The sequence below is a fragment of the Streptomyces sp. NPDC048297 genome (assembly GCF_043201585.1).
Classification (GTDB): Bacteria; Actinomycetota; Actinomycetes; order Streptomycetales; family Streptomycetaceae; genus Streptomyces.
Genome location: NZ_JBICZA010000002.1, coordinates 111608 through 136990, shown reverse-complemented (window position 1 = coordinate 136990; position 25383 = coordinate 111608). Strand labels below are relative to the sequence as shown.

Here is a 25383-nt window from a genome sequence, read left to right as displayed (position 1 = left end):
CGCGGCTCGTCGGGCCGATCAGGGCAGGGGGCACTAGCGTGGTGCCGCATGAGGAAGTGGATGCCGCTGTCCGCGGTTCCTCGGCTCGGCCTCTCGTTCATCGTGGGCGCGATCGTCGGAGCGTTCGTCGGCGTGGCGACCCACGCTCCGATGGGCGTGCTCGCCGGGATCGCCTCGGGGGGATTCGCCTTCGTGACGTCGGGATGGATCGTGCTGTGGCCGCTGGACGCGGCGGCGACCCACCGCTACGCGCGGCGCGAGGACTTCCCGCCGGTCGCCGAGGAAGTGGTGGTCGCGACCGTCACGCTGTGCGGGCTGTTCGGGATCGTGCTCCTGCTCCTCGTGAAGGGCTCCGACACCAATCACGCCGCCGCGGCGACCGCGCTCGGCGGTGTGTTCATGGCGTGGGCGTCCCTGCACATGATGTACGCCAGCCGCTACGCGAACCTGTACTACGGCCGGGCCGCCGGCGGTATCGACTTCAACTCCCGGATCCCGCCCGCGTACCGGGACTTCTTCTACTTCAGCTACAACCTCGGCATGACCTACCAGGTCTCCGACACCTCGGTGTCGAGTCCGCTGATCCGTGCCATCGTGCTGCGGCACACCCTGCTGTCCTACGTGTTCGGCACCGGCATCCTGGCCACGACCATCAACCTGGTCGCCGGGCTGATCACTGGCTGAGTGCCAGGCTGAGCGCCGGCTGAGTGCCAGGCTGAGCGTCGGTTGAGAGCCGACGAGGCCGCGGGCCCGGTGGGACTCCGTGCGGGAGCCGGGCGTCACCGGCCGGGGAGCCTCACTGTCTCCACGGTCGCGCCGGGCGCCGTGCCGCCGGGGGGAACCACGGCGAGGGCGTCGGCGAGGGCCAGCCCGCGCAGCATCGCGGGACCGCCGAAGGGGAGTGGGGTCGCCGCGTCCCCGGCCGTGTGCACGGGGAGCAGCCGGGTGTCCCGCGGGTGTCCCGGCAGGGCGGTCGTGGTGGTCACGAGGCGGGGCCCGGGGACGGTGTGGCCGCCGAGGGCGCGCAGCAGCGGGACGGCCAGGGTGACCATGCCGGCCGCGGCGGCGAGCGGGTTGCCGGGCAGGCCGACGAGATGGCGGGCGCGGCCGTCGGCGGTGGCCGGCAGCTCGGCGAGCAGCATCGGGTGGCCGGGCCGTACGGCGACGGAGTCGACGAGGAGCCGCGCGCCCAGCATGGTGAGGGCGTCGTGCAGGAAGTCCACCGGTCCGGCGGCGGTGCTGCCCGTGGTGATCACGACGTCGGCGGGGGAGCGGCGCAGCGCCTCCCGCAGGGGGTCGAGGTCGTCGGGGATGCGGTGGTGACCGGTCAGTTCGGCGCCGCAGTCGTCCAGCCAGGGCGGCAGCAGCGGGCCCAGCGCGTCCCGGACGCATCCGCCGCGCGGGACGCCGGAGGCGAGCAACTCGTCGCCGAGGACGAGGAGTTCGACGCTGGGCCGGCGGTGCACGGTCAGCCGGTCGTACCCGGTCGCGGCGGCCAGGCCGAGGACGGCCGGGGTCACGGTGGTGCGGGCGGGGAGCAGGGGCTCACCGCTGCGGCACTCCTGGCCGCGCGGCCGGACGTCACGGCCCTCGGGCGTCGGTTCCGGGCCGGGGGAGCGGTCGTACAGGAGGTCCCGCAGCGGGTCCGCCTGTCCGTGTTCCCGGCGCAGTACGGCGGTCGCGCCCGGCGGCAGCGGGGCGCCGGTGGCGATGGGGACGGCGGTGCCCGCGGTGAGGGGCCCCGGGGTCTCACCGGCCAGTACGCCGCGTTCGCCGAGCAGCCAGGGTCCGGGGCCCGACACGGCCCAGCCGTCCATGGCGGAGGTGGGGAAGGGCGGCAGGTCGGTCAGCGCGGCCAGTGGTCCGGCCAGGGCGTGCCCGAGCGCGTCGGCCAGGGTGCGGGGGACCGCGGGCAGGGGGTGCGCGGCGGCGGCACGCGCGGCCGACCGGGCCTGTTCCCAGGTGCGCGGGGCGCCGGGGGCCTGCCGGGTGGCGGTGTCCCCGGTGGTGTTCATCGGTGCCGCGGTCATGAGGCCGTCGTACCACCCTCGTGCTCGCTCGCCCAGCGCGCGGGCCGGGTCACCACGTCGTGGGCGACCACCGTGGTCGTGCCGAGCAGACCGGCCACGTCCGCGTCGGGATCGATGCCCGGGTCGTCCCCGGCCGCGGCGGTCCGGTCGTGCGTCCGGCTCACCTTGTCGTCCTCACCCTGCCGTCCGCACCCTGTGGTCCTCACCTTGTCGTCCTCACCTCGTGGTCCTCGCGTTCGTGTCGAAGGGGCCTGTGTCCGCGCGTCAGCCGCCGATGGCCGACATGGGCCGGTCCGGGCGGCGGAAGCCCGCGCTGTCGATGGCGTGGCCGGGGCCCTTGCCCCCGATGGAGGCGCGCCAGGCCGCCTCCAGTACGGCGTCGTTGGCGCCGCCGCGGAGCAGGGCCCGCAGGTCCGACTCCTCGGTGGCGAAGAGGCAGTTGCGCAGCTGACCGTCCGCAGTGAGCCGTACCCGGTCGCAGCTGCCGCAGAACGGGCGGGTGACGCTCGCGATGACACCGACCACGGCGTCCGTGCCGGCGATCCGCCACTCCTCGGCGGGGGCGTTGTCCTCCCGCCCGACCGGTACGAGCGTGAAGCGCTCGCCGAGACGGTCCAGGATCTCCTCGGCCGTGACCATCCGGTCCCGCTCCCAGGCGCCCTGCGCGTCCAGCGGCATCGACTCGATGAACCGCATGCGGTAGCCGTTCTCGACGGCGAAGGCGGTCAGCGCGGCGATCTCGTCGTCGTTGACACCCCGCACCGGGACCGCGTTGACCTTGACCGGGGCCAGCCCCGCGTCCCGGGCGGCGCGCAGACCGGCCAGCACATCGGGGAGCCGGTCGCGCCGGGTCAGGGCGGCGAAGCGGTCCGGGCGCAGCGTGTCCAGGCTGACGTTGACCCGGCTCAGCCCGGCCTCCCGCAGAGCGGACGCGCAGCGGGCCAGGCCGATGCCGTTGGTGGTGAGGGAGAGTTCCGGCGCGCGGGGCAGGCCGGCGAGGCGGGCGACGAGAGCGGGCAGGCCGCGGCGCACCAGCGGTTCACCGCCGGTCAGCCTGACCTCGGTGATGCCCAGGCGCTCGGTGGCGACGGCGACCAGGCGCACGATCTCGTCGTCGGTGAGCACCTCGTCCCTGGGCAGCCAGGCGAGGCCCTCGGCCGGCATGCAGTAGGAACAGCGCAGATTGCAGCGGTCGGTCAGGGACAGGCGCAGGTCCGTGTGGATCCGGCCGAAGCGGTCCACCAGCGGGTGCGGTCGCGGCACGGTCCTGCCCTCTTCTTCCTCTGCCGTCCGGTTTTCCCGTGGCGGTGAATGCTGATTTACGGCCCGTCGGCCAGCGTCGGCCAATTTCCCCGGGAAGTCAAAGAGGGGCGGTCGATGGCGCAATAGCCGAAGATTATCCTTGGCTCGTCATGCCTGGTGAGAGCCCACACAAGGCACGTGAGACGGGCGAGATAAACAGCTTCTATCACGTCATCGAAATGGACTCTTTGACTTTTGGTGACGGGATGACAGAAGATGCCCCGCGGCGGTATTCGGAAATCGGGTGAAGAGGCAGAGGACACCATGGGCAGCAGCATCGAGGACCCGGTCGACGACCTGTCGGTCACGCCCCCCAAGACCTGGGCGACGGGTGTCCCCGCCGTGACCCACGCGCTGCAGTACTCGCTGAGCCAGACGTCCCCCCGGCGCACCATGCTGACCCTGCTCAACATCAACCAGGACAAGGGCATCGACTGCCCCGGCTGCGCCTGGCCCGAGCACGCGCCGGGCAAGCGGCACATGAACGAGTACTGCGAGAACGGCGCCAAGCACATCAACGACGAGGCCACCTCGCGCCGCGTCACCCGCGAGCTCTTCCGCGAGCACTCGATCGCCGAGCTGGGCGCCAAGTCCGACTACTGGCTCAACCAGCAGGGTCGGCTGACCGAACCCATGGTCAAGTGGCCGGGCGCGACCCACTACGAGCCGATCGACTGGGACGACGCGTTCGCCCTGCTCGCCAGGGAACTGAAGCAGCTCGCCTCCCCCGACGAGGCCCTCTTCTACGTGTCCGGGCGGCTCAACAACGAGGCCGCCTTCCTGCTCCAGCTCTTCGCCCGCGCCTACGGCACCAACAACCTGCCCGACTGCTCCAACATGTGCCACGAGTCCAGCGGGTCCGCGATGACCGAGACGCTGGGCGTCGGCAAGGGCACCGTCTCGCTGCACGACCTGGAACACTCCGACCTGGTCTTCGTCGTCGGACAGAACCCGGGCACCAACCACCCGCGCATGCTCTCCTCGCTGGAGGAGACCAAGCGCAACGGCGGCCACATCGTCGCCGTCAACACCCTGCCCGAGGCCGGCCTGCTGCGCTTCAAGCACCCGCAGCGCCCGCGCGGTGTCATCGGCAAGGGCACGCAGATAGCCGACCAGTTCCTGCACATCCGGGCCGGCGGCGACCTCGCCCTCTTCCAGGCCCTCAACCTGCTCCTGCTCCAGGCCGAGGACGCGGCGCCGGGCACGGTGGTCGACCACGCCTTCATCGAGAAGAACACCACCGGCTTCGAGGCCTTCGCCGAGCACGCCCGCAAGGCCTCCTGGGAGCACATCCTCGACGCGACCGGGCTGTCCCGCGAGGAGATCGACGAGGTCTTCCAGCGCGTCCTGAAGGCCGACTCGATCATCGTCTGCTGGGCGATGGGCCTCACCCAGCACAAGCACGGCGTCCCCTCCATCCGCGAGGTCATCAACTTCCTGATGCTGCGCGGCAACATCGGCAAGCCCGGCGCGGGCGCCTGCCCGGTGCGCGGCCACAGCAACGTCCAGGGCGACCGCACGATGGGCGTGTGGGAGCGCAGCCCGCAGACGTTCCTGGACGCGCTCGGCAAGGAGTTCGGCTTCACCCCGCCCAGCCACCACGGCCTGGACGCCGTCAACGGCATCCGCGCCATGTACGAGGGCCGCGCCAGGTTCTTCCTCGGCGTCGCCGGCAACTTCGTCCGGGCCACCCCCGACAGCGAGGTCACCGAGCAGGCGATGCGCAACTGCGGCCTGACGGCGCACGTGTCCACCAAGCTCAACCGGTCCCACACGGTGTGCGGCGACACCGCCCTGATCCTGCCCACGCTGGGCCGCAGCGACAAGGACGTCCAGGCGGGCGGCGAGCAGTTCATCACCGTCGAGGACTCGATGAGCGACGTGCACGCCTCCTGGGGCAAGCTGCCCCCGGCCTCCCCGCACCTGCTCAGCGAGGTCGCCATCGTCAGCCGGATGGCCGCCGCCACCCTCGGCGACAGGTACGGCATCCCGTGGAAGACCTTCGAGGACGACTACGGCACCGTCCGCGACCGGATCTCGCGCGTCGTCCCGGGCTTCGAGGACTTCAACGCCCGGGTGTCCGCGCCCGGCGGCTTCAACCTGCCCAACCCGGCGAACCAGGGCGTCTTCCGCACCCCCAGCGGCAAGGCCGTCTTCACGGAGAACGAGTTCACGATGCCGCACGTGCCCAAGGGGCACCTGCTGCTGCAGACGCTGCGCTCGCACGACCAGTGGAACACCGTCTGGTACGCCCCCAACGACCGCTACCGGGGCATCCACAACGCCCGCCGGGTCGTGATGATCAACCCCGCCGACCTGGAACTCCTCGGGTTCGCGGACGGCGACATGGTCGACCTGGTCAGTGTCTGGCACGACGACAGGGAGCGCCGGGCCGAGAACTTCAAGATCGTCGCCTACCCCGCGAGCCCCGGCTCCGCGGCCGCCTACTACCCGGAGACCAACGTCCTGGTCCCGCTGGACAGCGTCGCCGACATCAGCAACTGCCCCACTTCCAAGAGCGTGGTGATCCGGCTGGAGCCTGCGCGGGTCACGGCGGGCGCCGTCCAGGAGGACTGAGCGGACCCGCGGGAGGACTGAGCGGACCCGCAGCGGGGAGGGGCACCTAGAGTGGACTCCTCGCAGCGTTGCCGCTTGCCGGAGGCCGAAGGAGCCGAACCGGAGAGCCGAAGGGGCCGAAGGAGAGGAACAGGAGCATGGGACGAGTGACCGCGCGGCGACGGGTTCTCCGCATCCGGGACGGCGTCGTCTCCCACCGCCCGGACACCCTGGCCGCCGAGGAGCCGATGGAGATCCGGGTCGGCGGGCGCCCGCTCACCGTGACCATGCGCACCCCCGGCGACGACTTCGACCTCGCCGCCGGCTTCCTGGTCAGCGAGGGCGTGGTCCACCGCGCCACCGACGTGGCCGGAATCCGCTACTGCGCCGGCGCCACGGCCGACGGCGGCAACACCTACAACGTGGTCGACGTCGTGCTGGGCCCGGGGGTCGAGGCCCCCGACGCCTCGCTGGAGCGCAACTTCTACACGACGTCCTCGTGCGGCCTGTGCGGCAAGGCCAGCCTGGACGCCGTACGCACCACCGCTGCCTGGACCGTGGCCGAGGACCGGCTGAGCGTGGGCCCGCGGCTGCTGGCGTCCCTGCCCGACAAGCTGCGGGCCGCCCAGAAGGTGTTCGACAGCACCGGCGGCCTGCACGCGGCCGGACTGTTCTCGGCCGACGGCGAGCTGCTGTGCCTGCGGGAGGACGTGGGCCGGCACAACGCCGTGGACAAGGTCGTCGGACACGCCCTGCGCGAGGGCATGCTGCCCCTGCGCGGCACCGTGCTGATGGTCAGCGGTCGCGCATCCTTCGAGCTGGTGCAGAAGGCGGTCATGGCCGGCATCCCGATGCTCGCCGCCGTCTCCGCCCCGTCCTCGCTGGCCGTGGACCTGGCCGAGGAGAGCGGACTGACCCTCGTCGGCTTCCTGCGCGGCGACTCCATGAACGTCTACGCGGGCGCCGAGCGGCTGGAGCGGCAGCCCGTCGGCTGATCGCGCCGGCGTCGGCCGCCTTCGTCCGGCCGAGGCGACGCGAACACTTTCGGCCGAGGTGACGCGAACGGCCCGCGCCGTTCGCGTGACCGAGCGGACTCGGTCGGCAGCGATTATGTTCGTCCTGCGCGCAGCCGATGAGGAGGGAGGACACCGTGATGGAAACCCAGCCCGTGATCGTTCCGCCGCCCCGGGCCGCACTGTTCCTCGTGGTCACCATCTCACCCGGCGGTGAGGAAACCGTGCGCGGCCTGCTGGAGGACGTGGCGACCCTCAAGCGCTCCGTCGGATTCCGGGTCCCCGACGCCCAGCTCAGCTGTGTCGTCGGCATCGGATCCACCGCCTGGGACCGGCTCTTCAGCGGCCCCCGCCCCCAACACCTGCATCCCTTCGTGGACTTGGCCGGCGAGCGCCACCGGGCACCCGGCACCCCTGGCGACCTCCTCTTCCATGTGCGGGGCCAGCGCACGGACCTCTGCTTCGAACTGGGCCGGCTCTTCATGCAGCGGCTCAAGGGAGCGGTCACCGTGGTCGACGAGGTGCACGGCTTCAAGTTCTTCGACGACCGCGACCTGCTCGGATTCGTCGACGGCAGCGAGAACCCGGAAGGGCGGATCGCGGCCGACTCCGTGTACGTCGGCGACGAGGACCCGGACTTCCGGGGCGGCAGCTACGTGATCATCCAGAAGTACCTGCACGACATGGACGCCTGGAACGCCCTGCCGCCGCAGCAGCAGGAGATGGTGATCGGGCGGTCGAAGCTGGACAACATCGAGTACCCGGACGACGTGAAGCCCGCCGACTCGCACGTCGCCCTCAACACCATCACCGACGAGGACGGCACCGAGCACAAGATCGTGCGCGAGAACATGCCGTTCGGGGCCCTCGGCAAGGGCGAGTTCGGCACCTTCTTCATCGGCTACGCGCGCACGCCTGAGGTGACCGAACAGATGCTGCGGAACATGTTCCTCGGCAGGGAACCCGGTCAGCACGACCAGATCCTCAACTTCTCGACGGCGGTCACCGGTTGTCTGTTCCATGTGCCGACCGCCACCTTCCTTGACGACCTGCCCCCGGCCCCGGACGCGGGCGTGGCACGGGCCGACGGGTCGCTCGGCATCGGCAGCCTGAAGGGAGCCTGAGCATGACCGCCTGCGGTGTCGTGACGAACCTGCACCGCGAACTCGCCCCGATCACGCCCGAGGCGTGGCGCGAGATCGAGGAGGAGGCCGGACGCACCTTCCGCCGTCACCTCGCGGGCCGCAGGGTCGTCGACGTCTCCGGCCCCGACGGGCCCGAGCTGGCCGCGGTGGGAACCGGGCATCTGGAGGGTATCGAGCCACCCGCGGACGGCGTCTCGGCACGGCTGCGCGGGGCACAGCACCTGGTCGAGCTGCGCGTGCCGTTCACGGTGAGCCGCAGCGCCGTCGACGCCGTGGAACGCGGCGCGAAGGACTGCGACTGGCAGTCGGTGAAGGACGCGGCGCGCACCATGGCGTTCGCCGAGGACCGGGCCGTCTTCGACGGCTACCCGGCGGCGGGCATCGACGGACTGCGCAACCGCACGTCCAACCCGGTGATCGGCCTGCCCGCGGACCCGCGCGAGTACCCGGACGCCGTCAGCCACGCGCTGACCACCCTGCGCCTGGCAGGAGTCGCCGGCCCCTACTCGCTGCTGCTGGGCGCCGACGCGTACACGGCCGTCAACGAGACCTCCGACCACGGCTGTCCCATCGCCGCGCACCTCGGACGCATCCTCGACGGCAAGCTGGTCTGGGCTCCCGCGATCGACGGCGGGTTCCTCGTCTCCACGCGCGGCGGGGACTTCGAGCTGAGGCTCGGCCAGGACCTCGCGATCGGCTACGCGTCGCACGACGCCACCGACATCGAGCTGTACTTCCGCCAGACCCTCACGTTCCTCGTGTACACCGACGAGGCCGTGGTGGCACTGAGCCCGTCGACAAGCGGATGAGACCCCTCGGAACAACGCGCGAAACATCCCTTGGAACACCCCCTGGAAAGGCCTCGAAACAGGGCTCGACACAGGCCTCGAATCAGGCCCCTACCTCATGCGGTGAGCCGTCTGCGCTCCGGTTGCGGGGCCCTGGACATCGCGGTTCAGTGAGAACCTGATCCGTCGTGTACCAGGAGCTGCCATGTCGATGTCGTTCGGTTCACCGTTCGGTTCGTCCGACCCGTTCAGCGAACTGTTGAATCGATTCTTCGGCATGTCCCCGGCCACCTCCCCACCCGCGGTGCAGCGCGTACCCATCGGACGGCTGCTGACGGAGTCGTCGCAGGAACTGCTGAATCTGGCGGCGCGGAAGGCGGTCGAGGACGGAACGACCGACCTGGACACGGAGCACCTGCTGTGGGCCGCGACGCAGGTCGACCCCTCGCGCAAGCTCCTCGCCCAGGTGGGCGTCGATCCCGACAACCTGGCCACGGAGATCGCCCAGGTGCTGCCCCGCGAGGCCGGGCAGCCGTCGGCCGAGCCGGGCCTCACCCCGGCGGCCAAGCGCACGCTCGCCTCCGCGTTCGCCCACTCGCAGGCGTCCGGCGTCTCCTACATCGGCCCCGAACACATTCTCACCGCGCTCCTGGACGACAGCGACTCCGGCGCGGGACGGCTGATGACGGCGGAGGGCATCGACGGGAAGAGGCTCGCCGGTCTCACGGAGCAGGCGGCCCGCGCGGAAGGCCCCGCCGCCGAACGGAAGAAGCAGCCGGCCACGACGCTGGACGAGTACGGGCGCGACCTCACGGAAGAGGCCAAGGCCGGAAAGCTCGACCCGGTGGTCGGGCGCGCGGAGGAGATCGAGCAGACCGTGGAGATCCTCTCGCGGCGCTCCAAGAACAACCCCGTCCTCATCGGAGAGCCCGGCGTCGGCAAGACCGCGATCGTGGAGGGCCTGGCCCAGCGGATCGTGGCGGGCGAGGTGCCCCACACGCTGAAGGACAAGCGGGTCGTGGCCCTCGACATGCCGGGCCTGGTGGCCGGGGCGCAGTACCGGGGCCAGTTCGAGGAGCGGCTGAAGAAGGTCATCGAGGACGTCCAGGCCGCGAGCGGCGACATCATCCTGTTCATCGACGAACTGCACACCGTCGTCGGCGCGGGCGCCACCGGCGAGGGCTCCATGGACGCGGGCAACATCCTCAAGCCCGCACTCGCCCGCGGTGAGCTGCACGTCGTGGGCGCGACGACCATCGACGAGTACCGCAAGTACGTGGAGAAGGACGCCGCCCTGGAACGCCGCTTCCAGCCCGTGATGGTGCCGGAGCCGAGCGTCGAGGAGACCGTACTGATCCTCGAAGGCCTCCGCGACGCGTACGAGGCGCACCACCAGGTCCGCTTCGACGACGCCGCCCTGGAAGCCGCGGCGGGACTGTCCGACCGCTACATCACCGACCGCTTCCTGCCCGACAAGGCGATCGACCTGATGGACCAGGCCGGTGCCCGCGTGCGGCTGCGCAGCGCCGGGCGCTCCACCGAGGTCGTCAGCCGCGAGGACCGTATCGCCAAACTGCGCCGCGAGCTGGACCAGGCGGTCGCGGCGGAGGACTTCGAGAAGGCCTCGACCCTCAAGCGGGACATCGCCGAGGCCGAGGGCGAACTCGCCGGGATCGAGGAGCGCCGCGAGGGAGTCGTCAGCGTCACCGCGAACGACATCGCCGACATCGTCTCGCGCCGCACCGGCATCCCGGTCTCCCAGCTCACCGCGAGCGAGAAGGAGCGCCTCCTCAAGCTGGAGGAGGAGATGCACGCGAGGATCGTCGGCCAGGACGAGGCGGTCACCGCGGTGGCCCAGGCGGTGCGCCGCAACCGCGCCGGCATGGGTGACCCGAACCGGCCCGTCGGCTCCTTCCTGTTCCTCGGCCCGACGGGCGTCGGCAAGACCGAACTCGCCAAGACGCTGGCCGCGTTGCTGTTCGGCGACGAGGACCGCATGATCCGCTTCGACATGAGCGAGTTCCAGGAGAAGCACACGGTCGCCCGCCTCGTGGGCGCGCCTCCCGGATACGTCGGCTACGAGGAGGCCGGCCAGCTCACCGAGAAGGTGCGCCGCCAGCCGTACAGCGTGGTGCTGTTCGACGAGGTGGAGAAGGCGCACCCCGACGTCTTCAACACACTGCTGCAGATCCTGGACGACGGCCGGCTGACCGACGCCCAGGGCCGCACCGTCGACTTCCGGCACTGCGTCATCATCATGACGTCCAACATCGGCGCGCATCTGATCCTGGACCACAAGGGCGATGTGTCCGAGCTGAAGGACCAGTTGATGGGCGAGCTGCGCCGCCGGTTCCTGCCCGAGTTCCTCAACCGCATCGACGACATCATCATCTTCCACGGCCTGTCCGAGGACGATCTGTCACAGATCGTGGACCACCTGCTGGACCAGAGCAAGCGGCGGGTGCACGCGCAGGGCATGACGCTGGAGGTCACGGAGGCCGCCAAGAAGCTGCTGATCGCGCACGGTCACCAGCCGGAGTTCGGCGCCCGCCCGCTGCGCCGCACGATCCAGGCGGAACTCGACAACCGGATCGCCGAACTGCTGCTCAGCGGTGACGCCGAGCCCGGGGACACGATCGTCGCCGACATCAAGGACGACTCGCTGCACTGCATCGTGCGCAAGGGCGATCCGGAGGCCGGGAAGAAGGCCGAAGCCTCCGACGCCGCCGCCGCGGAGAAGCCGGCCGGCGACACGGCGGCGAAGAAGAAGGCGTCGAAGAAGGGCAAGTCGTAGGGCTGGGAGGATCCATGGGGCACCACCATCACAAGTCCAACAAGGCGGTCGAGGGCGACCCGGACGCCGGACACGGGCGGGGCATGCCGCGCCGGCCCGACGAGGCACGGCTCCAGGAGCGCGCGACCGAGGACCGCCGGGACGCGGGGCTGCCCGTCAGGGAGCAGCCGAGTCCCGAGACGCAGTACGAGGAGGAACAGGCCGAGATCGACCGCGAGGTCGGCCGCGGCGAGATGGAGACCGGCAAGGTCTCCCGCAAGCGGCGGGACCCCTACCCGCCGAGCCGCTACAAGGACTGAGCCGGCGCTACTCGAACTCCGCACGACGAAGAGGGCCGGCCCGAAGGGGTCGGGCCCTCTTCGTCGTGCGGTCGACGTGTCAGTCGTACGGTGATCGACCTGTCAGCCGATCGACATCACGACCGCCGATGTCTGTCCTTCCGGAGTGTGGTAGCGGACGGTGTCGCCGGGGCGGTGGCCGAGCAGTGCGCTGCCGAGCGGACTGTCGGCCGTGACCAGCTGCTCGTCCAGGGCGTCGGGCAGCTCGCTGACATGGAGGGTGTCGGTCGAACCGTCCGGGAACCGGACGGTCACCGTGCTGCCCACGCCGACCTCGTCGGTGCGGGCCGGACCCGCCAGGTCCGCCTGGCGCAGCCGCACGGTGATCTGCTCGATGCGCCTGTCCAGGTGTTGGAGCTGGTCGGCGCGTTGCAACTCGTCGGCCTCGTCGGCGCGGTCGCCCACCTCGTCGCTGTCCTTGTCCCGCAGGGACGCGGCGACGAGTCCGCGTTCCTTGCGCAGGTCGGCAAGCTCCTGTTCGAGCGCGTGACGGGCGTCCGCGCTGATGGGCTCGGGGTCACCAGTCATTCCTGCTCCTGTGTTCCAGGCGGAATATCTTGACGGGAAAACGATAATTGCCGGTTTGTGCGGCGTGCCAGTCGGAGCCTGCCACGACGGACGAGCGGTGGCCGACGATGGACATTACGGGCATCGTGTGAAGTGATCCACCGAGTGTGAGGTGCTCCACCTCGTGCCGTCCCCGACCACGCCCACAGGAGGTTTCCCGTGTCGTCGAAGCGCCGTCGGAAGAAGAAGTCCCGCCGCAAGCACGCCGCGAACCACGGCAAGCGGCCCCAGTCCTGAACCCGATGTGAACCCGATGTGAACCCGATGGGTCTCGGCGCCGGCGTGAGCGTCGCCGGCGCCCGACCGAGTCCCGACGGAGTCCCGACCGAGTCCCGACGGAGTCCCGACCGAGTCCCGACGGAGGACCGAGGATGCGCGCGGAAGACGTGGTCAAGCGGTGGACGACACCCCTCGCGGCCCCCGCCTACCCGGAGGGCCAGTACCGCTTCACCGACCGGGAGTACCTCAACATCACCTACCGGACCGATCCCGGGGCACTGACCCGGATCGTGCCGGAGCCGCTGCGGGTGGTGGAACCCCTGGTCAGGTTCGAGGTGATGCGCATGCCCGACGTCACGGGCCTCGGCGACTACACGGAGTCCGGCCACCTGGCCGCCGTCGAACTCGACGGCGAGCACGGCGAGTACAACCTCGGCATGTACGTCGACAGTCTTCCGGCCATCGCCAGCGGTCGTGAGATCGGCGCCTTCCCGAAGAAGCTCGGCACACCGCGTCTGTACGTCGACTCCGACACTTTGATCGGCACCCTCGACTACGGCACCCTCCGCGTCGCCACGGCGACCATGGGGTACAAGCACGCCCCGGTCGACGAGGAGGCCGCGCTGAAGGAACTGACCACCCCCTCCTTCATGTTGAAGAAGCTGCCCGGCTACGACGGCACCGCCCGCATCTGCGAACTGGTCCGCAGCCGGATCACCGACGTGAGGGTCAAGGGGGCCTGGACGGGCCCGGCCCGCCTCCAGTTGTTCCAGCACGCGCTCGCCCCGCTCGCCGACCTGCCCGTCCTGGAGATCGTCTCCGCGAGCCACCTGCTCACCGATCTCACCCTCGGCCGTGCGAAGGTCGTCCACGACTACCTGTCCGCTTGCTGAGAACGGCACCGGAGCGCGCGCGAGATCAGGTACGGTCCTCCCACAGGTGAAGGGGGCTGCTGTCCGGGCATGAGTGCACAGGATGAACGAGAGCCGGCGCAGACGGCCGACGCCTCCACGCCTCCCGTGCGCGACGCCTCCACGCCTCCCGTGCGCGACGCCTCCACGCCTCCCGTGCGCGACGCCTCCACGCCTCCCGTGCGCGACGCCCCCGCGGCCCCCGTGCTCGACGCCCCCACGGCTCCGGTGCCCGACACCCCCACGGCTCCCCTGCGCGACGCCCGGGTCGGCTCCCGGGGTGGCCCCGGAGCGGGCGAGTCGGTCGCCACCGTGCTCGTGGCCGCCGCCGCCAACTTCGGTGTCGCCCTGGCCAAGGCCGTGGCCGGTGTCCTCAGCGGTTCCAGCGCCATGCTGGCCGAGGCCGGGCACTCGGTCGCCGACACCATCACCGAGGTGCTCCTGCTGCTGGCCCTCACACGCAGCAACAAGCCCGCCGACGAGGACCACCCGCTCGGATACGGACCCGAGCGGTACATCTGGGCACTGCTCGCCTCCGTCGCCACCTTCGTGGGCGGCGGCGTCTTCGCCCTGTACGACGGCATCCACGCCCTGACCGCGGGCGAGAAACCCGGCAACCCCCTCGTCGCGTACGTCGTGCTCGCCGTGTCCTTCGTGCTCGAAGGGCTCTCCCTGCGGACCGGGCTCAAACAGGTCACGGGGAGGGCGCGGTACTTCCGCGTGCCCATCCTGCGGTACCTGCGGCACACGCCCGACACCGCGGTGAAGGCGGTCGTCCTGGAGGACTCGGCGGCCCTCGCCGGTCTGGTGCTCGCCGCGCTCGGCCTGCTGGGCGGGCAGCTCACCGGATCCGGTGTGTGGGACGGCATCGCCTCGATCCTGATCGGACTGCTGCTGGTCCTCGTCGCGGCCGTCCTCGGGCGCGCCAACGCCGAGCTCCTCGTCGGCCGCGCCCTGCCGGCGCCGCTGCGGGACGCCGTACGCCGAGAGTTGATGTCCGTCCAGCAGATCGAGAGCGTGCTGGAGCTGACGACGCTGGTGCAGGGGCCGGGGGAGATCCTGATCGCCGCGAAGGTCGACTTCCGCGGCGTCTCCACCTCCGACGAGATCGAATGGGCCTCCGAAGAGGCGGAGGCCCGCCTCCGCGCCCTGATCCCGGCCGTCCGGCGTGTCTATCTGGACCCCACGCCGCCCCGCCACGGCGACTGACGCCGCTTCCCGGCGACGAGGCCCACCGGTTCGGGGAGGCGCCCTCCCGGACCGCGCCCTCCCGGACTGCGCCTTACCGGACCGAACCTCACCGGAACTGCTCCTTTCCGGACCCATGACGTGGTCCACATTTCCTTCATAGTCTCGTATGATCGGTGGGTCGCTCATTCGAGCGAAGTTAGCCCCTGAGATCGCGCCCTCACGACTGAAGGGACTCCCCAGTACCGTGACCCCTATACGCCCCATGCCCCCGGGCCCCCGATCCTTCGTCGTCATCGGTGAGACCAACCTCGCCCGTCGCGTCTGTGCAACGCTGCGGGAACGTCACGACACGGTCGTGCACCTGGTCGAACCGACCGACGGCGAGCTGCGAGCCGCCCTGCGCGACGGCTCCGACGGCGTCGCGATCCTCCTGCACGACGACGTCGCCGCCCTGCGCTACGCGCTGGCCGTGGCCCATCTCTTCCCGTACGTGCCCATCGTCGCCACGGTCTTCGACCGCACCGTCGCCGACGAGCTCAAGCGACTGCTGCCCCAGTGCGACGTCACGTCACCGGCGGATCTCGCGGCCCCCGCGCTGGCCGGCCCCTGTCTCGACCCGCTGAACCTCGCCGTGCAGCGAAACGGACGGCAGATCCGGGCCGTCCGCGCAGGGCGCGACACGCCGTACGCGCAGGAGTGGCAGCAGCACCGGCCGAGGCTGCGGCGCCGGCTGAAGCACGTGGCCGGCCAGTTGCGGCCGCACGACGCGGGCGCCCGCCTGCTGCTGATCGGACTGTTCGGCATCCTCGCCGTGCTGGTCGGTGACTGGTCCTGGCTCGTCGGCCACGGCCATGCTCCGGCGGAGGCGTTCTTCGACGCCGCCCGCGTCGTCGCCACGGTCGGCCCCGCGACGGCGGCCGAGGACGCGAGCGGCTACCAGATCATGTCCGGCGCCGCGATGCTCGCCACCCTCGTGTTCAGCGCCCTGTTCACCGCCGGTGTCATCGAGCGCATGCTCGGTCCCAAGCTGATCGGGCTCATCGGACCGCGCACACTGCCCCGCTCCGGACACGTCATCGTCGTCGGCATGGGGCAGGTCGGCATGCGGCTCTGCGTCGAGCTGCGCCGTCTCGGTGTCCCCGTCGTCGGCGTGGAGAGGGACCCGCACACCTCGACCGCACGGCTCGCCCGCTCCCTGGGCATCCCCGTGATGACCGGCCACGGTGGCGACCGGGCCGTTCTCGAACGGCTGCGCCTCACCCACGCGCGGGCCCTGGCAGCCGTCGGCTCGGACGATCTCGACAACATCGCGGTCGCCATCGCCGCCCACGGTGTGGCACCCGGCACCCGGGTCGTCATCCGGGCCGGCGAGCACGAGGCCATCGCGGAGACCAGGTCCCTGCTGCCCATGGGCACCATCAGGGACGTCACCAGCCTCGCCGCCGTCTATGTGCTGGCCCGGCTGCGGGGGGAGCCCGTCACCGCTGTCGTGGCACACCGGCACGGCATCTGTGTGCAGACGGACGAGGAGACCTTCGTGCCCTGGCCCCTCACCTCCCGCGAGCGGTGCCCGCACACGGGAGGGTCCCTGCCCTCGGCGCAGTCCGCACCCCAGGCGGAGCACGCCCGGCGGGGATGAGCCCCCGGGACCTCGGGGCCCTCCCTGTCCCCCTGCCGCCCTGCCCTCCAAGTGGCGATGCCTCCCGTCGTTCGTCCCGTCGGTCGCATGGCGGGCGCCGATCCACCGCAATAGGCTGGCGGCGAGTTCCATATGCCGATATGGACGCACGCCCCGGACGGCGGAAGGGTGAGTCCCTTGAGCACCTTGGACGAGCAGCGGGCGGGGGCGCAGGAGGGGCCCGAGGCCCAGGTCGGTCCCACGCCGGGCGGCGAGCCGCACTTCCAGCCGTACCACCACCCCGCCGCGGGCTGGGGCGCGGCCAAGAGCGTGACCAAGTTCCTGATGCGCGAGGGCGCCCTGCTGGACGGGCCCCGCGCCATCATGAAGATGAACCACGAGAACGGCGGTTTCGACTGCCCCGGGTGCGCGTGGCCCGACGACACCAAGGGCCTGAAGCTCGACATCTGCGAGAACGGCATCAAGCACGTCACCTGGGAGATGACCCACAAGCGGGCCGGCCGTGAACTCTTCGCCCGCCACACGGTGAGCGAGATGTCCGAGTGGAGCGACTTCCAGCTGGAGGACCAGGGCCGGCTGACCGAGCCGATGGTGTACGACCCGGACACGGACCACTACGTCCCGATCTCCTGGCACGACGCGTTCGAGCTGGTGGGGCGGACCCTGCGCGGCCTCGACCACCCGAACCAGGCCGCGTTCTACACCTCCGGCCGGCTCGGCAACGAGGCGACGTTCCTCTACCAGCTGATGGCCCGTGAGCTGGGCACCAACAACCTGCCCGACTGCTCCAACATGTGCCACGAGGCGAGCGGCCGCGCCCTGCAGGCGGCGCTGGGCACCGGCAAGGGCACGGTCGACCTCAAGGACTGGGAGGCCACGGACGCCCTGTTCATCCTCGGTGTCAACGTCGCCTCCAACGCCCCCCGGATGCTCACCTCGCTGGCCGAGGCCTGCCACCGGGGCGCCCAGGTCGTGCACATCAACCCGTTCGTCGAGGCGGGCGCCACGCGGACGATCATCCCGCACGACTTCCTGGACATGGCCACCTTCCACTCGACGCGGACCAGCACCATGAACCTCCAGGTGCGCGTCGGCGGAGACATGGCGCTGATCCGCGGCATGGCCAAGGCCGTCCTGGAACAGGCGAAGGCCGACCCCAGGGCCGTCGACCAGGAGTTCGTCGACCGCTACACCGAGGGCTTCGCGGAGTACCGGGAGCTGTGCGAGGCCACGTCGTGGGACGAGCTGGAGCGGCAGTGCGGGCTCAGCCGCTCCGACATCCTCAAGGCGGCCCGGGTGTACACCGACGCCGACCGCAGCATCGTCAGCTGGTGCCTCGGCGTCACCCAGCACGAGCACGGGGTCGACACCGTCCGGGAGATCGTCAACCTGCTCCTGCTGCGCGGGAACCTGGGACGCGAGGGAGCGGGGCCGTCCCCCGTGCGCGGGCACAGCAACGTGCAGGGCAACCGCACGTGCGGCATCGACCACCGCCCGAGCGAGGAGTTCCTGAACCGCCTCGACGACGTCTGCAAGATCGACGCACCGCGCGAGCACGGCCTCGACACCGTCGGCACCCTGCGGGCGATGAACCGCGGCGACGTGAAGGTGTTCGTCGGCATGGGCGGCAACTTCGCCCTGGCCGTCCCGGACTCCGCGTTCAGCTACGAGGCGATCCGCACGTGCGACCTCACCGTCCAGGTGAGCACCAAGTTGAACCGCAGCCACCTCGTGCACGGCAAGCGGGCGCTCATCCTGCCGTGTCTCGGCCGCACCGAGAAGGACCACCAGCGAGCCGGCGTCCAGTCCACCTCGGTCGAGGACTCGATGAGCATGGTGCACCTGTCGGTCGGCATGAAGCAGCCCGCCTCGCGCCACCTGCTGTCGGAGCCCGCCATCGTCGCCGGCATGGCGCGCGCGGCGCTGCCCACCAGCGGGACCCCGTGGGAGTGGTACATCGAGGACTACGACCGCATCCGCGACACCATGGCGCACGTCCTCGACGGCTTCGAGGACTTCAACCGCCGGGTGCGGCTGCCCCTGGGCTTCCGGATCAAGCAGCCCGCCCGCGAACTGGTCTTCCGCACCCCGTCCGGGCGCGCGGAGTTCTCCAGCGCCCCGCTGCCCGACGTCGTACCCGAACCGGGCATGCTGGCCCTCGGCACCATGCGCTCGCACGACCAGTGGAACACCACGATCTACTCCGACAACGACCGCTACCGGGGCATCAGGAACCTGCGCACGCTCGTCTTCATGAACGAGGACGACATGCGCGAACGCGCGATCTCCGAGTTCGACCCGGTCGACATCGTGAGCACGGCCAAGGACGGCACACACCGCTCCCTGGAGGGCTACCTCGCCGTCCCGTACGACATGCCGCGCGGCTGCGCCGCCGGGTACATGCCGGAGATGAACGTGCTGGTCGCGCTGTGCGACTACAGCACCCAGAGCGACCAGCCGATCATGAAGCACGTCAAGGTGACCATCACGCCCGCCGCGTGAGAGGCCCTTCCCGCGCGGGCCGTCAGCGGGGCTGTCAGCGGCCCGTCAGCGGCCCGTCGGGATGTGGCGCACGGAGATGCGCCGGCTGAACACCCAGTACGTCCAGGCCTGGTAGAGCACGACGAGCGGGGCGAAGACGGCCGCGACGACGCTCATCACCTTCAACGTGTACGGCCCGGACGCGGAGTTGGCGACCGTCAGCGACCAGCGCGGGTTGAGCGTCGAGGGCATGACCTCGGGGTACAGCGTCAGGAACAGCATCGCGAACGCCGCCACGACCGTCAGCGCGGAGAACACGAACGCCCAGCCCTCACGGCCCAGTTGATTGCACAGCAGCGCCACGGCGAGCGCCGCGAACGACACGATCATCACGCCCAGGCTCCTGCCGTTGCCGGACTCGGCCTGCGTCCACAGCAGGAAGGCCAGGACCAGCAGGAGTGCCGCCGCCCCCACCACGGGCACCAGCAGCCGGGCCCGTTCACGGATCTCTCCGTCCGTCCTCAGCGTGGCGAAGATCGCGCCGTGGCAGGTGAACAGCACCAGCAGGGTGACGCCGCCGAGGATCGCGTACCCGTTGAACAGGTCACCGGCCGTCCCGATGTACGACTTGTGCCGGTCGATCGCGATGCCCCGGACCATGTTGGCGAAGACCACGCCCCACAGGAACGGGATGATCACCGAGGTCCAGAAGGTGATCAGCTCCCAGCCCCGCCGCCAGCGGCGCCCCGGCCGCTTGGCCCGGTACTCGAAGGAGACGCCCCGGGCGATCAGACAGAGCACGATGATCAGCAGCGGGACGTAGAAGCCGCTGAACAAGGTGGCGTACCAGTCGGGGAAGGCCGCGAAGGTGGCGCCCGCGGCCGTGATCACCCAGACCTCGTTGCCGTCCCAGACCGGGGCGATCGTGTTGATGAGGACCCGCCGTCCGACGTCGTCGCGGGCCAGCACCCGGGTGAGGACACCGATGCCGAAGTCGAAGCCCTCCAGGAAGAAGTAGCCGGTCCACGGCAGGGCGACGAGGACGAACCAGAGGTCGTGCAGGTGCATGGCGGGCCCGTCCTCGGTAGGCGAAGGTGAGGGGTCAGTAGGCAAAGGTGAGGGGCTTGTCGGCGTCCTCCTCGGAGGGCCGCAGCGTGGGGTCCTTGGCCGGCGGCCGTTCCTCGACGTCGGGGCCCGGCCGGGCGTACTTGACCATGAGCCCCCCTTCGACCACGGCGAGAACCGCGTAGAGCACGCTGAGCGCGACCAGCGAGAGGACCTGCTCGGTCACACCCACCTCGGGGGAGACGGCGTCCGCCGTCCTCATCAGCCGGAACACCACCCAGGGCTGACGGCCCATCTCGGTGAAGAGCCAGCCGAAACTGTTCCCCAGCAGCGGGAACGCCAGGGTGAGGGCGGCGAGGCGCCAGCTCCACCGGGTGAAGAACCTGTTCATGGCCGTCTTGTTCGTGATCATCAGATGCGGTGGCTCGTCCTCACCCGTGCGGAACGAGTGATCCAGCCAGAACCTCTTCCGGGTGAGCCACAGCCCCGCCGCACCGATGGCGAAGCTGGTCATCCCGAAGAAGATCATGAGCCGGAAACCCCAGTACGTCATGAAGATGTTGGGGATGTAGTTCTCCCGGCTGCCGCCGAACGCACGCACTTCGTCCTCGGCCCGGTCGTTGATGCCGGGCACGGGGGAGTGGAAGTCGCCCTTGGCGAGGAAGGAGAGTGCCGCGGGGATCTGGAGTTCCACGTCGTTGCGGCCCCTGTTGACGTCGCCGACGGAGAAGATCGAGAACGGGGCGGGGGCCTGGGTGTCCCAGAGCGCCTCGGCGGCGGCCATCTTCATCGGCTGCTGCTCGAACATGACCTTGGCGAGCCGGTCCCCGCTCAGCGCGGTCAGGACACCGGCGACGACCGCGACGATCAGGGCGCACCGCAGCGAACTGCGCATCGCGGCGATCCGGCGCCGGTCGGTCTCCCTGCCGTCCCCGGCCCGCCACAGATGGTAGGCGGAGATGCCCGTCACCAGCGCGGCGCCGGTGATGAAGGCCGCCGTCAGGGTGTGGAAGACCTGCACCAGGGTGGTGTTCTGGAACAGCACGCGCCACACGTCCGTGAGCCGGGCCCTGCCGGTGAGGGGGTCGATCCGGTAGCCGACGGGGTGCTGCATGAAGGAGTTGCCCGCGAGGATGAAGTACGCGGACAGAGCACTGCCGACGGTGACGATCCAGATGGTCGCCAGATGCAGTGCCTTCGGGATCCTGGTCCAGCCGAAGATCCACACCCCGATGAACACGGACTCGAAGAAGAAGGCGACGAGCGCCTCCATCGCCAGGGGGGCGCCGAAGACGTCACCGACGAAGCGCGAGTAGCTGGACCAGTTCATGCCGAACTGGAACTCCTGGAGAATTCCCGTGACGACACCCATCGCGATATTGATGAGCAGGAGCTTTCCCCAGAACTTGGTGGCGTGGAAGTACTTCTCCTTGCCGGTGCGCACCCAGGCCGTCTCCAGACCCGCGACGATCCCGCCGAGGCCGATGGTGAGCGGGACGAAGAGGAAGTGGTAGACGGTCGTCACGCCGAACTGCCGGCGGGCGACCGTCTCGTGAGCGATGGCCAGCTCCACGGCGTCCTTCTCTCGCTCGGTCCCGCGCGCCATGAGCACTCGGTCCCAGGCGCCATGGGCACTCGGTCCCGGGCGCAACTGGCAGAGGGGCAATCGCTGAAAGGGCAATTGCCGGAAAACGTATCCCGGGTGCGGGAGCGCGTCGACTCGAGTGGATCATTCCGGGGAACGCGGCCGTGCGCACGACAGGGGCGGCCCCCCGATTGAGGGCCGCCCCTGTGTCGTACCGGCGGTGTTCCGCTCGCGGAGTGCCGCCGGCGGCCGGGTCAGTGCCCGGCGAGGAGGTCGAGCGTGTCGATCACACGGTTGGAGAAGCCCCACTCGTTGTCGTACCAGGCGACGACCTTGACGTGGCGGCCGTCGACGCGGGTGAGCGCCGAGTCGAAGATCGACGAGGCCGGGTTGCCGACGATGTCCGCGGACACCAGCGCGTCCTCGGAGTACTCGAGGACACCGGCGAGGGGCCCCTCCGCGGCGGTGCGGTAGGCCGCCAGCACCTCGTCGCGGGTCACGTCGCGGGCGACCGTGGTGTTCAGTTCGACGATCGAGCCCACCGGAACCGGCACGCGGATCGAGTCGCCCGACAGCTTGCCGTCCAGGTTCGGCAGCACCAGGCCGATCGCCTTCGCGGCGCCCGTCGTGGTCGGCACGATGTTGACGCCGGCGGCGCGGGCGCGGCGCGGGTCACGGTGCGGGCCGTCCTGCAGGTTCTGCTCCTGCGTGTAGGCGTGCACCGTCGTCATGAAACCGTGCTCGATGCCGGCCAGGTCGTCCAGCACGGCGGCGAGCGGCGCCAGCGCGTTGGTCGTGCACGAGGCGTTCGAGACGATCGTGTGGACCTCGGGGTCGTACGCGCCGGTGTTGACGCCGTACGCGAGCGTGACGTCCGCACCGTCCGACGGGGCACTGACCAGCACCTTGCGCGCACCCGCGGTGAGGTGGGCGCGGGCGGCCGTGGCGGAGGTGAAGCGGCCGGTCGCCTCCAGGACGATGTCGACACCCAGCTCGGCCCACGGCAGCTGCGCCGGCTCGCGCTCGGCCAGCACCTTGATGCGGTGCCCGTCGACGACCAGCGTGTCGCCGTCGACGCTCACCGGCCGGCCGAGGCGCCCGGCCGTCGTGTCGAAGGCGAGCAGCCGCGCCAGGGTCGCCGGCTCCGTGAGGTCGTTGACGGCCACGACCTCCAGCTTGCTGTCGCGCTCCAGCAGGGCGCGCAGCACGTTGCGTCCGATGCGGCCGAATCCGTTGATGGCGATACGAGTCATGAGAGGTGTCCTGTCCCTTCGGTTCTCCACCAGGTTCGCGGGCCGGTCCCCTTCGGGGCAGTGGCGTGAGCGCCATGGTTCGAAAGGATCGCGCCAGGGGGAGGAAGAGAGGGGCAGAGAGGGGGGAGAGAGGGCGTGGCCTGGGCTGATGCGGTGCGGGGTGCCGCAGGCAGGGCCCCGGGTCCGGCCGGCCGGGCTTACGTCCCCTGCGTGAAGGTGCGCCGGTACTCGCTCGGGGTGGTGCCCAGGATGCGCTGGAAGTGCAGCCGGAGATTCGCGCCGGTGCCCAGGCCGACGTCCGCGGCGATCTGCTCGACGCCGCGCTCGGACCGTTCGAGCAATTCGCGCGCCAGGTCGATCCGGGCGCGCATCACCCACTGCATCGGCGTGTACCCGGTGTCCTCGGCGAACCGCCGGGAGAACGTGCGCGGCGACACCGCCGCGTGCCTGGCGAGCGCCTCCAGGGTGAGGGGACCGCCGAGCCGGTGCAGCGCCCACTCGCGCGTGGCGGCGAACCGCTCGCCGAGCGGTTCGGGGACGCTGCGCGGCACGTACTGCGCCTGACCGCCGCTGCGGTACGGCGCCGCGACCAGCCGCCGGGCCGCGTGGTTCGACGCGGCCACCCCGAGATCACGGCGCAGGATGTGCAGACACAGGTCGATGCCCGAAGCCGCGCCGGCCGACGTCAGCACACTGCCCTCGTCCACGAACAGCACGTTCTCGTCGACCTGGATCAGCGGATGCTTCGCCGCCAGGGCCCGTGTGTAGTGCCAGTGCGTCGTGGCACGCCGCCCGTCGAGCAGCCCGGTGGCGGCCAGCGCGAAGGCGCCCGTCGAGATGGCGGCGAGCCGCGCGCCGCGTGCGTGGGCGGCGACCAGGGCGTCCACCACGGCGGGCGGCGGGTCCTCGCGGTCCGGGAACCGATACCCCGGAATGAAGACGATGTCGGCCCACTCCAGCGTGTCGAGGCCGTGCGAGACGTGGTACGACAACCCGTCCCCGCCGGTCACCAGCCCGGTCCGCGCGCCGCACACGCGCACCTCGTACGGCATGCTCGCGCGCGTCGTGAACACCTGCGCCGGAATACCCACATCGAGGGGTTTCGCACCTTCGAGGACGAGGACGGCGGCACGACGGAGACGAGAGGCTGACACGAGGAGAAGGGTACGGCGGAGAGGGCACGGGGGGGTGGGGGAGGGACGTGGGCGAGGGACGTGGGCGAGGGAGGTGGGTGGGGGCATGGGCGAGGGAGGCGGGTGGGGGATATGAGTGAGGGAGGTGGGTGGGGGACTTGGGTGAGGGGCGCGGGTGAAACCCGGCCCGAGAGCGGCCGAAACCCCTGCGGTCCGGCGCCGACACCCCCGATATGCTGCTGTTTCTCCCGCACCGGTCACTGGTGCCGGCCATGCGCACCCCCCGTCCGCACCGCCCCCTCGCGCCCGCCTGGAAGGACCCCCCTTGGAGTTCCGGCTGCTCGGCACCGTCTCCGTCGACACCCGCCGTGGACCGCTGCCGCTCGGCCCCGCGAAACGCCGCAGCCTGCTCGCCGCGCTGCTGCTGTCGGCGAACACCCCCGTGTCGATGACCCGGCTGACGGCCTGCCTGTGGGACGACACACCGCCCAGCCAGGCCCGGAGCGTCATCCAGGGCCATGTGTCCCGGCTGCGCGCCCTGCTGGCGGAGGGCGACGCGGAGGCGTACGGGGTGGAACTCCTCACCGCGGGCGACGCGTACGCACTCCGGCTGCCGGAGACGCTGCTCGACGCGCAGAGGTTCGAGGAACTCCTGACGCTGGCGCGGGAACAGCGGGATCCCGCCGACGCCGTGCTCATGTTCAAGGACGCCCTCGCCCTGTGGAAGGGGCCCGCCCTCGGCGGCGCGTTCGCCGGCCCGCCGCTCCAGGCCGCCGCGCACTCCCTGGAGGAGTCCCGGCTGTCCGCCGTCGAGCAACTGGCGCGCGCGTACGGCAGGTTGGGGGAACATCACCGGGCCGCCGCCGTCCTGCGCACCGAGGCCGTCGCCCACCCGCTGCGCGAGTCCCTGTCGGCCGCGCTGATGACGGCGCTGTACCAGGCGGGCCGCCAGTCGGAGGCGCTGGACTGGTTCCACCGCACCCGGCGCCTGCTCGTCGACGAACTGGGCATCGACCCCGGCCGCGAACTCGCCGACGCCTACGGGCTGATCCTGCGCGGGGACCCCGTACCGGACGGCGGGGCCGCCGCACCGGCCACCTCCGGCCGAGCCACCGTGGTGTCCGTGACGACGGACCTGCCGCACGGGTAACAAACCGCCGCGCTCCCCGCGCCCGTGGCCTTCGCGTCCGCGCTTCCCGCGTCCGCGCTCCCCGCGCCCGTGGCCTTCGCGTCCGCGCTTCCCGCGTCCGCGCTTCCCGCTTCCGCGCTTCCCGCGTCCGCGCTCCCCGCGCCCGTGGCCTTCGCGTCCGCGCTTCCCGCGTCCGCGCTCCCCGCGCCCGTGGCCTTCGCGTCCGCGCTTCCCGCGTCCGCGC

General features: G+C 70.9%; 21 protein-coding genes and 1 pseudogene. 14 read left to right on the top strand and 8 right to left on the bottom strand.

Annotated elements, in window-relative coordinates; genetic code table 11:
- The first annotated feature begins 48 nt into the window (after positions 1-48).
- Positions 49-684: a DUF1345 domain-containing protein gene (locus tag ACGFYV_RS02605; RefSeq protein ID WP_393876488.1), complete on the top strand. Its 636-nt coding sequence runs from the start codon at positions 49-51 to the stop codon at positions 682-684.
- 95 nt (positions 685-779) lie between these two features.
- Here ACGFYV_RS02605 and ACGFYV_RS02600 read toward each other — a convergent pair whose 3' ends face one another.
- The 3 genes from ACGFYV_RS02600 to moaA are packed head-to-tail and all read right to left on the bottom strand — an operon-like array spanning position 780 to position 3293.
- The gene (locus tag ACGFYV_RS02600; RefSeq protein ID WP_393876487.1) at positions 780-2030 is read right to left on the bottom strand and encodes a molybdopterin molybdotransferase MoeA; all 1251 of its coding nucleotides are present in this window, start codon (positions 2028-2030) and stop codon (positions 780-782) included.
- Positions 2027-2236 carry a hypothetical protein gene (locus ACGFYV_RS02595; RefSeq protein WP_393876486.1) on the bottom strand — a complete coding sequence of 70 codons (210 nt, stop codon included), beginning with the start codon at positions 2234-2236 and terminating at the stop codon, positions 2027-2029. Before ACGFYV_RS02595 ends, ACGFYV_RS02600 begins: the two co-directional genes overlap by 4 nt.
- A 58-nt stretch (positions 2237-2294) precedes the next feature.
- Positions 2295-3293: a GTP 3',8-cyclase MoaA gene (gene moaA / locus ACGFYV_RS02590; protein ID WP_393876485.1), complete on the bottom strand. Its 999-nt coding sequence runs from the start codon at positions 3291-3293 to the stop codon at positions 2295-2297.
- 303 nt (positions 3294-3596) lie between these two features.
- Between moaA and ACGFYV_RS02585 the strand changes: the two genes are divergently transcribed.
- The 6 genes from ACGFYV_RS02585 (at position 3597) to ACGFYV_RS02560 (ending at position 11927) form a co-directional block, all read left to right on the top strand.
- Positions 3597-5909 (top strand): FdhF/YdeP family oxidoreductase, encoded by a 2313-nt coding sequence (locus tag ACGFYV_RS02585; RefSeq protein WP_393876484.1) that lies wholly within the window; start codon positions 3597-3599, stop codon positions 5907-5909.
- A gap of 137 nt (positions 5910-6046) precedes the next feature.
- A complete protein-coding gene (gene fdhD / locus ACGFYV_RS02580) occupies positions 6047-6883 on the top strand; it encodes a formate dehydrogenase accessory sulfurtransferase FdhD (RefSeq protein WP_393876483.1) in 837 nt (278 codons plus the stop codon).
- A gap of 155 nt (positions 6884-7038) precedes the next feature.
- Positions 7039-8025, top strand: a complete 987-nt coding sequence (locus ACGFYV_RS02575) for a Dyp-type peroxidase (RefSeq protein WP_393876482.1) — start codon at positions 7039-7041, stop codon at positions 8023-8025.
- 2 nt (positions 8026-8027) lie between these two features.
- A complete protein-coding gene (locus ACGFYV_RS02570) occupies positions 8028-8855 on the top strand; it encodes a family 1 encapsulin nanocompartment shell protein (protein WP_393876481.1) in 828 nt (275 codons plus the stop codon).
- Positions 8856-9039: 184 nt separating this feature from the next.
- Entirely contained in the window at positions 9040-11628 is a 2589-nt protein-coding gene (locus ACGFYV_RS02565; protein WP_393876480.1) for an ATP-dependent Clp protease ATP-binding subunit, read from the top strand.
- A 14-nt stretch (positions 11629-11642) separates the two neighbouring features.
- Positions 11643-11927: a hypothetical protein gene (locus ACGFYV_RS02560; protein ID WP_393876479.1), complete on the top strand. Its 285-nt coding sequence runs from the start codon at positions 11643-11645 to the stop codon at positions 11925-11927.
- Between the two features lie 102 nt (positions 11928-12029).
- Here ACGFYV_RS02560 and ACGFYV_RS02555 read toward each other — a convergent pair whose 3' ends face one another.
- The gene (locus tag ACGFYV_RS02555; protein ID WP_393876478.1) at positions 12030-12494 is read right to left on the bottom strand and encodes a GreA/GreB family elongation factor; all 465 of its coding nucleotides are present in this window, start codon (positions 12492-12494) and stop codon (positions 12030-12032) included.
- Positions 12495-12692: 198 nt separating this feature from the next.
- Here ACGFYV_RS02555 and ACGFYV_RS02550 point away from each other — a divergent pair, with 198 nt between their 5' ends.
- The 5 genes from ACGFYV_RS02550 to ACGFYV_RS02530 all read left to right on the top strand — a co-directional run bounded on the left by ACGFYV_RS02550 (position 12693) and on the right by ACGFYV_RS02530 (position 18995).
- Positions 12693-12770: a 50S ribosomal protein bL37 gene (locus ACGFYV_RS02550; protein ID WP_373287922.1), complete on the top strand. Its 78-nt coding sequence runs from the start codon at positions 12693-12695 to the stop codon at positions 12768-12770.
- Between the two features lie 134 nt (positions 12771-12904).
- Positions 12905-13645, top strand: coding sequence for an acetoacetate decarboxylase (locus tag ACGFYV_RS02545; RefSeq protein WP_393876477.1), 741 nt, complete (start codon positions 12905-12907; stop codon positions 13643-13645).
- 270 nt (positions 13646-13915) lie between these two features.
- Positions 13916-14872, top strand: a complete 957-nt coding sequence (locus tag ACGFYV_RS02540; RefSeq protein ID WP_393876733.1) for a cation diffusion facilitator family transporter — start codon at positions 13916-13918, stop codon at positions 14870-14872.
- A gap of 337 nt (positions 14873-15209) precedes the next feature.
- Positions 15210-16493, top strand: coding sequence for a potassium channel family protein (locus ACGFYV_RS02535; RefSeq protein WP_393876476.1), 1284 nt, complete (start codon positions 15210-15212; stop codon positions 16491-16493).
- 177 nt (positions 16494-16670) lie between these two features.
- On the top strand, positions 16671-18995 hold the full coding sequence (locus ACGFYV_RS02530) for an FdhF/YdeP family oxidoreductase (RefSeq protein ID WP_393876475.1): 2325 nt from the start codon (positions 16671-16673) through the stop codon (positions 18993-18995).
- Between the two features lie 45 nt (positions 18996-19040).
- Here the strand turns inward: ACGFYV_RS02530 and cydB are convergent, their stop codons facing one another.
- From cydB to ACGFYV_RS02510, 4 genes are all read right to left on the bottom strand, one after another.
- Positions 19041-20042 carry a cytochrome d ubiquinol oxidase subunit II gene (gene cydB, locus ACGFYV_RS02525; RefSeq protein ID WP_393876474.1) on the bottom strand — a complete coding sequence of 334 codons (1002 nt, stop codon included), beginning with the start codon at positions 20040-20042 and terminating at the stop codon, positions 19041-19043.
- A gap of 34 nt (positions 20043-20076) precedes the next feature.
- Positions 20077-21612 (bottom strand): cytochrome ubiquinol oxidase subunit I, encoded by a 1536-nt coding sequence (locus ACGFYV_RS02520; RefSeq protein ID WP_393876732.1) that lies wholly within the window; start codon positions 21610-21612, stop codon positions 20077-20079.
- 266 nt (positions 21613-21878) lie between these two features.
- Positions 21879-22877 carry a type I glyceraldehyde-3-phosphate dehydrogenase gene (gene gap / locus ACGFYV_RS02515; RefSeq protein ID WP_393876473.1) on the bottom strand — a complete coding sequence of 333 codons (999 nt, stop codon included), beginning with the start codon at positions 22875-22877 and terminating at the stop codon, positions 21879-21881.
- A gap of 197 nt (positions 22878-23074) precedes the next feature.
- Entirely contained in the window at positions 23075-24031 is a 957-nt protein-coding gene (locus tag ACGFYV_RS02510) for a GlxA family transcriptional regulator (protein ID WP_393876472.1), read from the bottom strand.
- A 304-nt stretch (positions 24032-24335) separates the two neighbouring features.
- Between ACGFYV_RS02510 and ACGFYV_RS02505 the strand changes: the two are divergent.
- A pseudogene (locus tag ACGFYV_RS02505) lies at positions 24336-25133 on the top strand (BTAD domain-containing putative transcriptional regulator); the annotation flags it as partial.
- Positions 25134-25184: 51 nt separating this feature from the next.
- The coding region (locus ACGFYV_RS02500) for a hypothetical protein (protein WP_393876471.1) at positions 25185-25383 on the top strand (199 nt) is incomplete at its 3' end.

Bases quoted from the DNA above. Each gene is read 5' to 3' on its own strand.
- ACGFYV_RS02605 (WP_393876488.1), top strand. From the start codon at position 49: ATGAGGAAGTGGATGCCGCTGTCCGCGGTTCCTCGGCTCGGCCTCTCG.
- ACGFYV_RS02600 (WP_393876487.1), bottom strand. From the start codon at position 2,030: ATGACCGCGGCACCGATGAACACCACCGGGGACACCGCCACCCGGCAG.
- ACGFYV_RS02585 (WP_393876484.1), top strand. From the start codon at position 3,597: ATGGGCAGCAGCATCGAGGACCCGGTCGACGACCTGTCGGTCACGCCC.
- fdhD (WP_393876483.1), top strand. From the start codon at position 6,047: ATGGGACGAGTGACCGCGCGGCGACGGGTTCTCCGCATCCGGGACGGC.
- ACGFYV_RS02570 (WP_393876481.1), top strand. From the start codon at position 8,028: ATGACCGCCTGCGGTGTCGTGACGAACCTGCACCGCGAACTCGCCCCG.
- ACGFYV_RS02565 (WP_393876480.1), top strand. From the start codon at position 9,040: ATGTCGATGTCGTTCGGTTCACCGTTCGGTTCGTCCGACCCGTTCAGC.
- ACGFYV_RS02560 (WP_393876479.1), top strand. From the start codon at position 11,643: ATGGGGCACCACCATCACAAGTCCAACAAGGCGGTCGAGGGCGACCCG.
- ACGFYV_RS02555 (WP_393876478.1), bottom strand. From the start codon at position 12,494: ATGACTGGTGACCCCGAGCCCATCAGCGCGGACGCCCGTCACGCGCTC.
- ACGFYV_RS02545 (WP_393876477.1), top strand. From the start codon at position 12,905: ATGCGCGCGGAAGACGTGGTCAAGCGGTGGACGACACCCCTCGCGGCC.
- cydB (WP_393876474.1), bottom strand. From the start codon at position 20,042: ATGCACCTGCACGACCTCTGGTTCGTCCTCGTCGCCCTGCCGTGGACC.
- gap (WP_393876473.1), bottom strand. From the start codon at position 22,877: ATGACTCGTATCGCCATCAACGGATTCGGCCGCATCGGACGCAACGTG.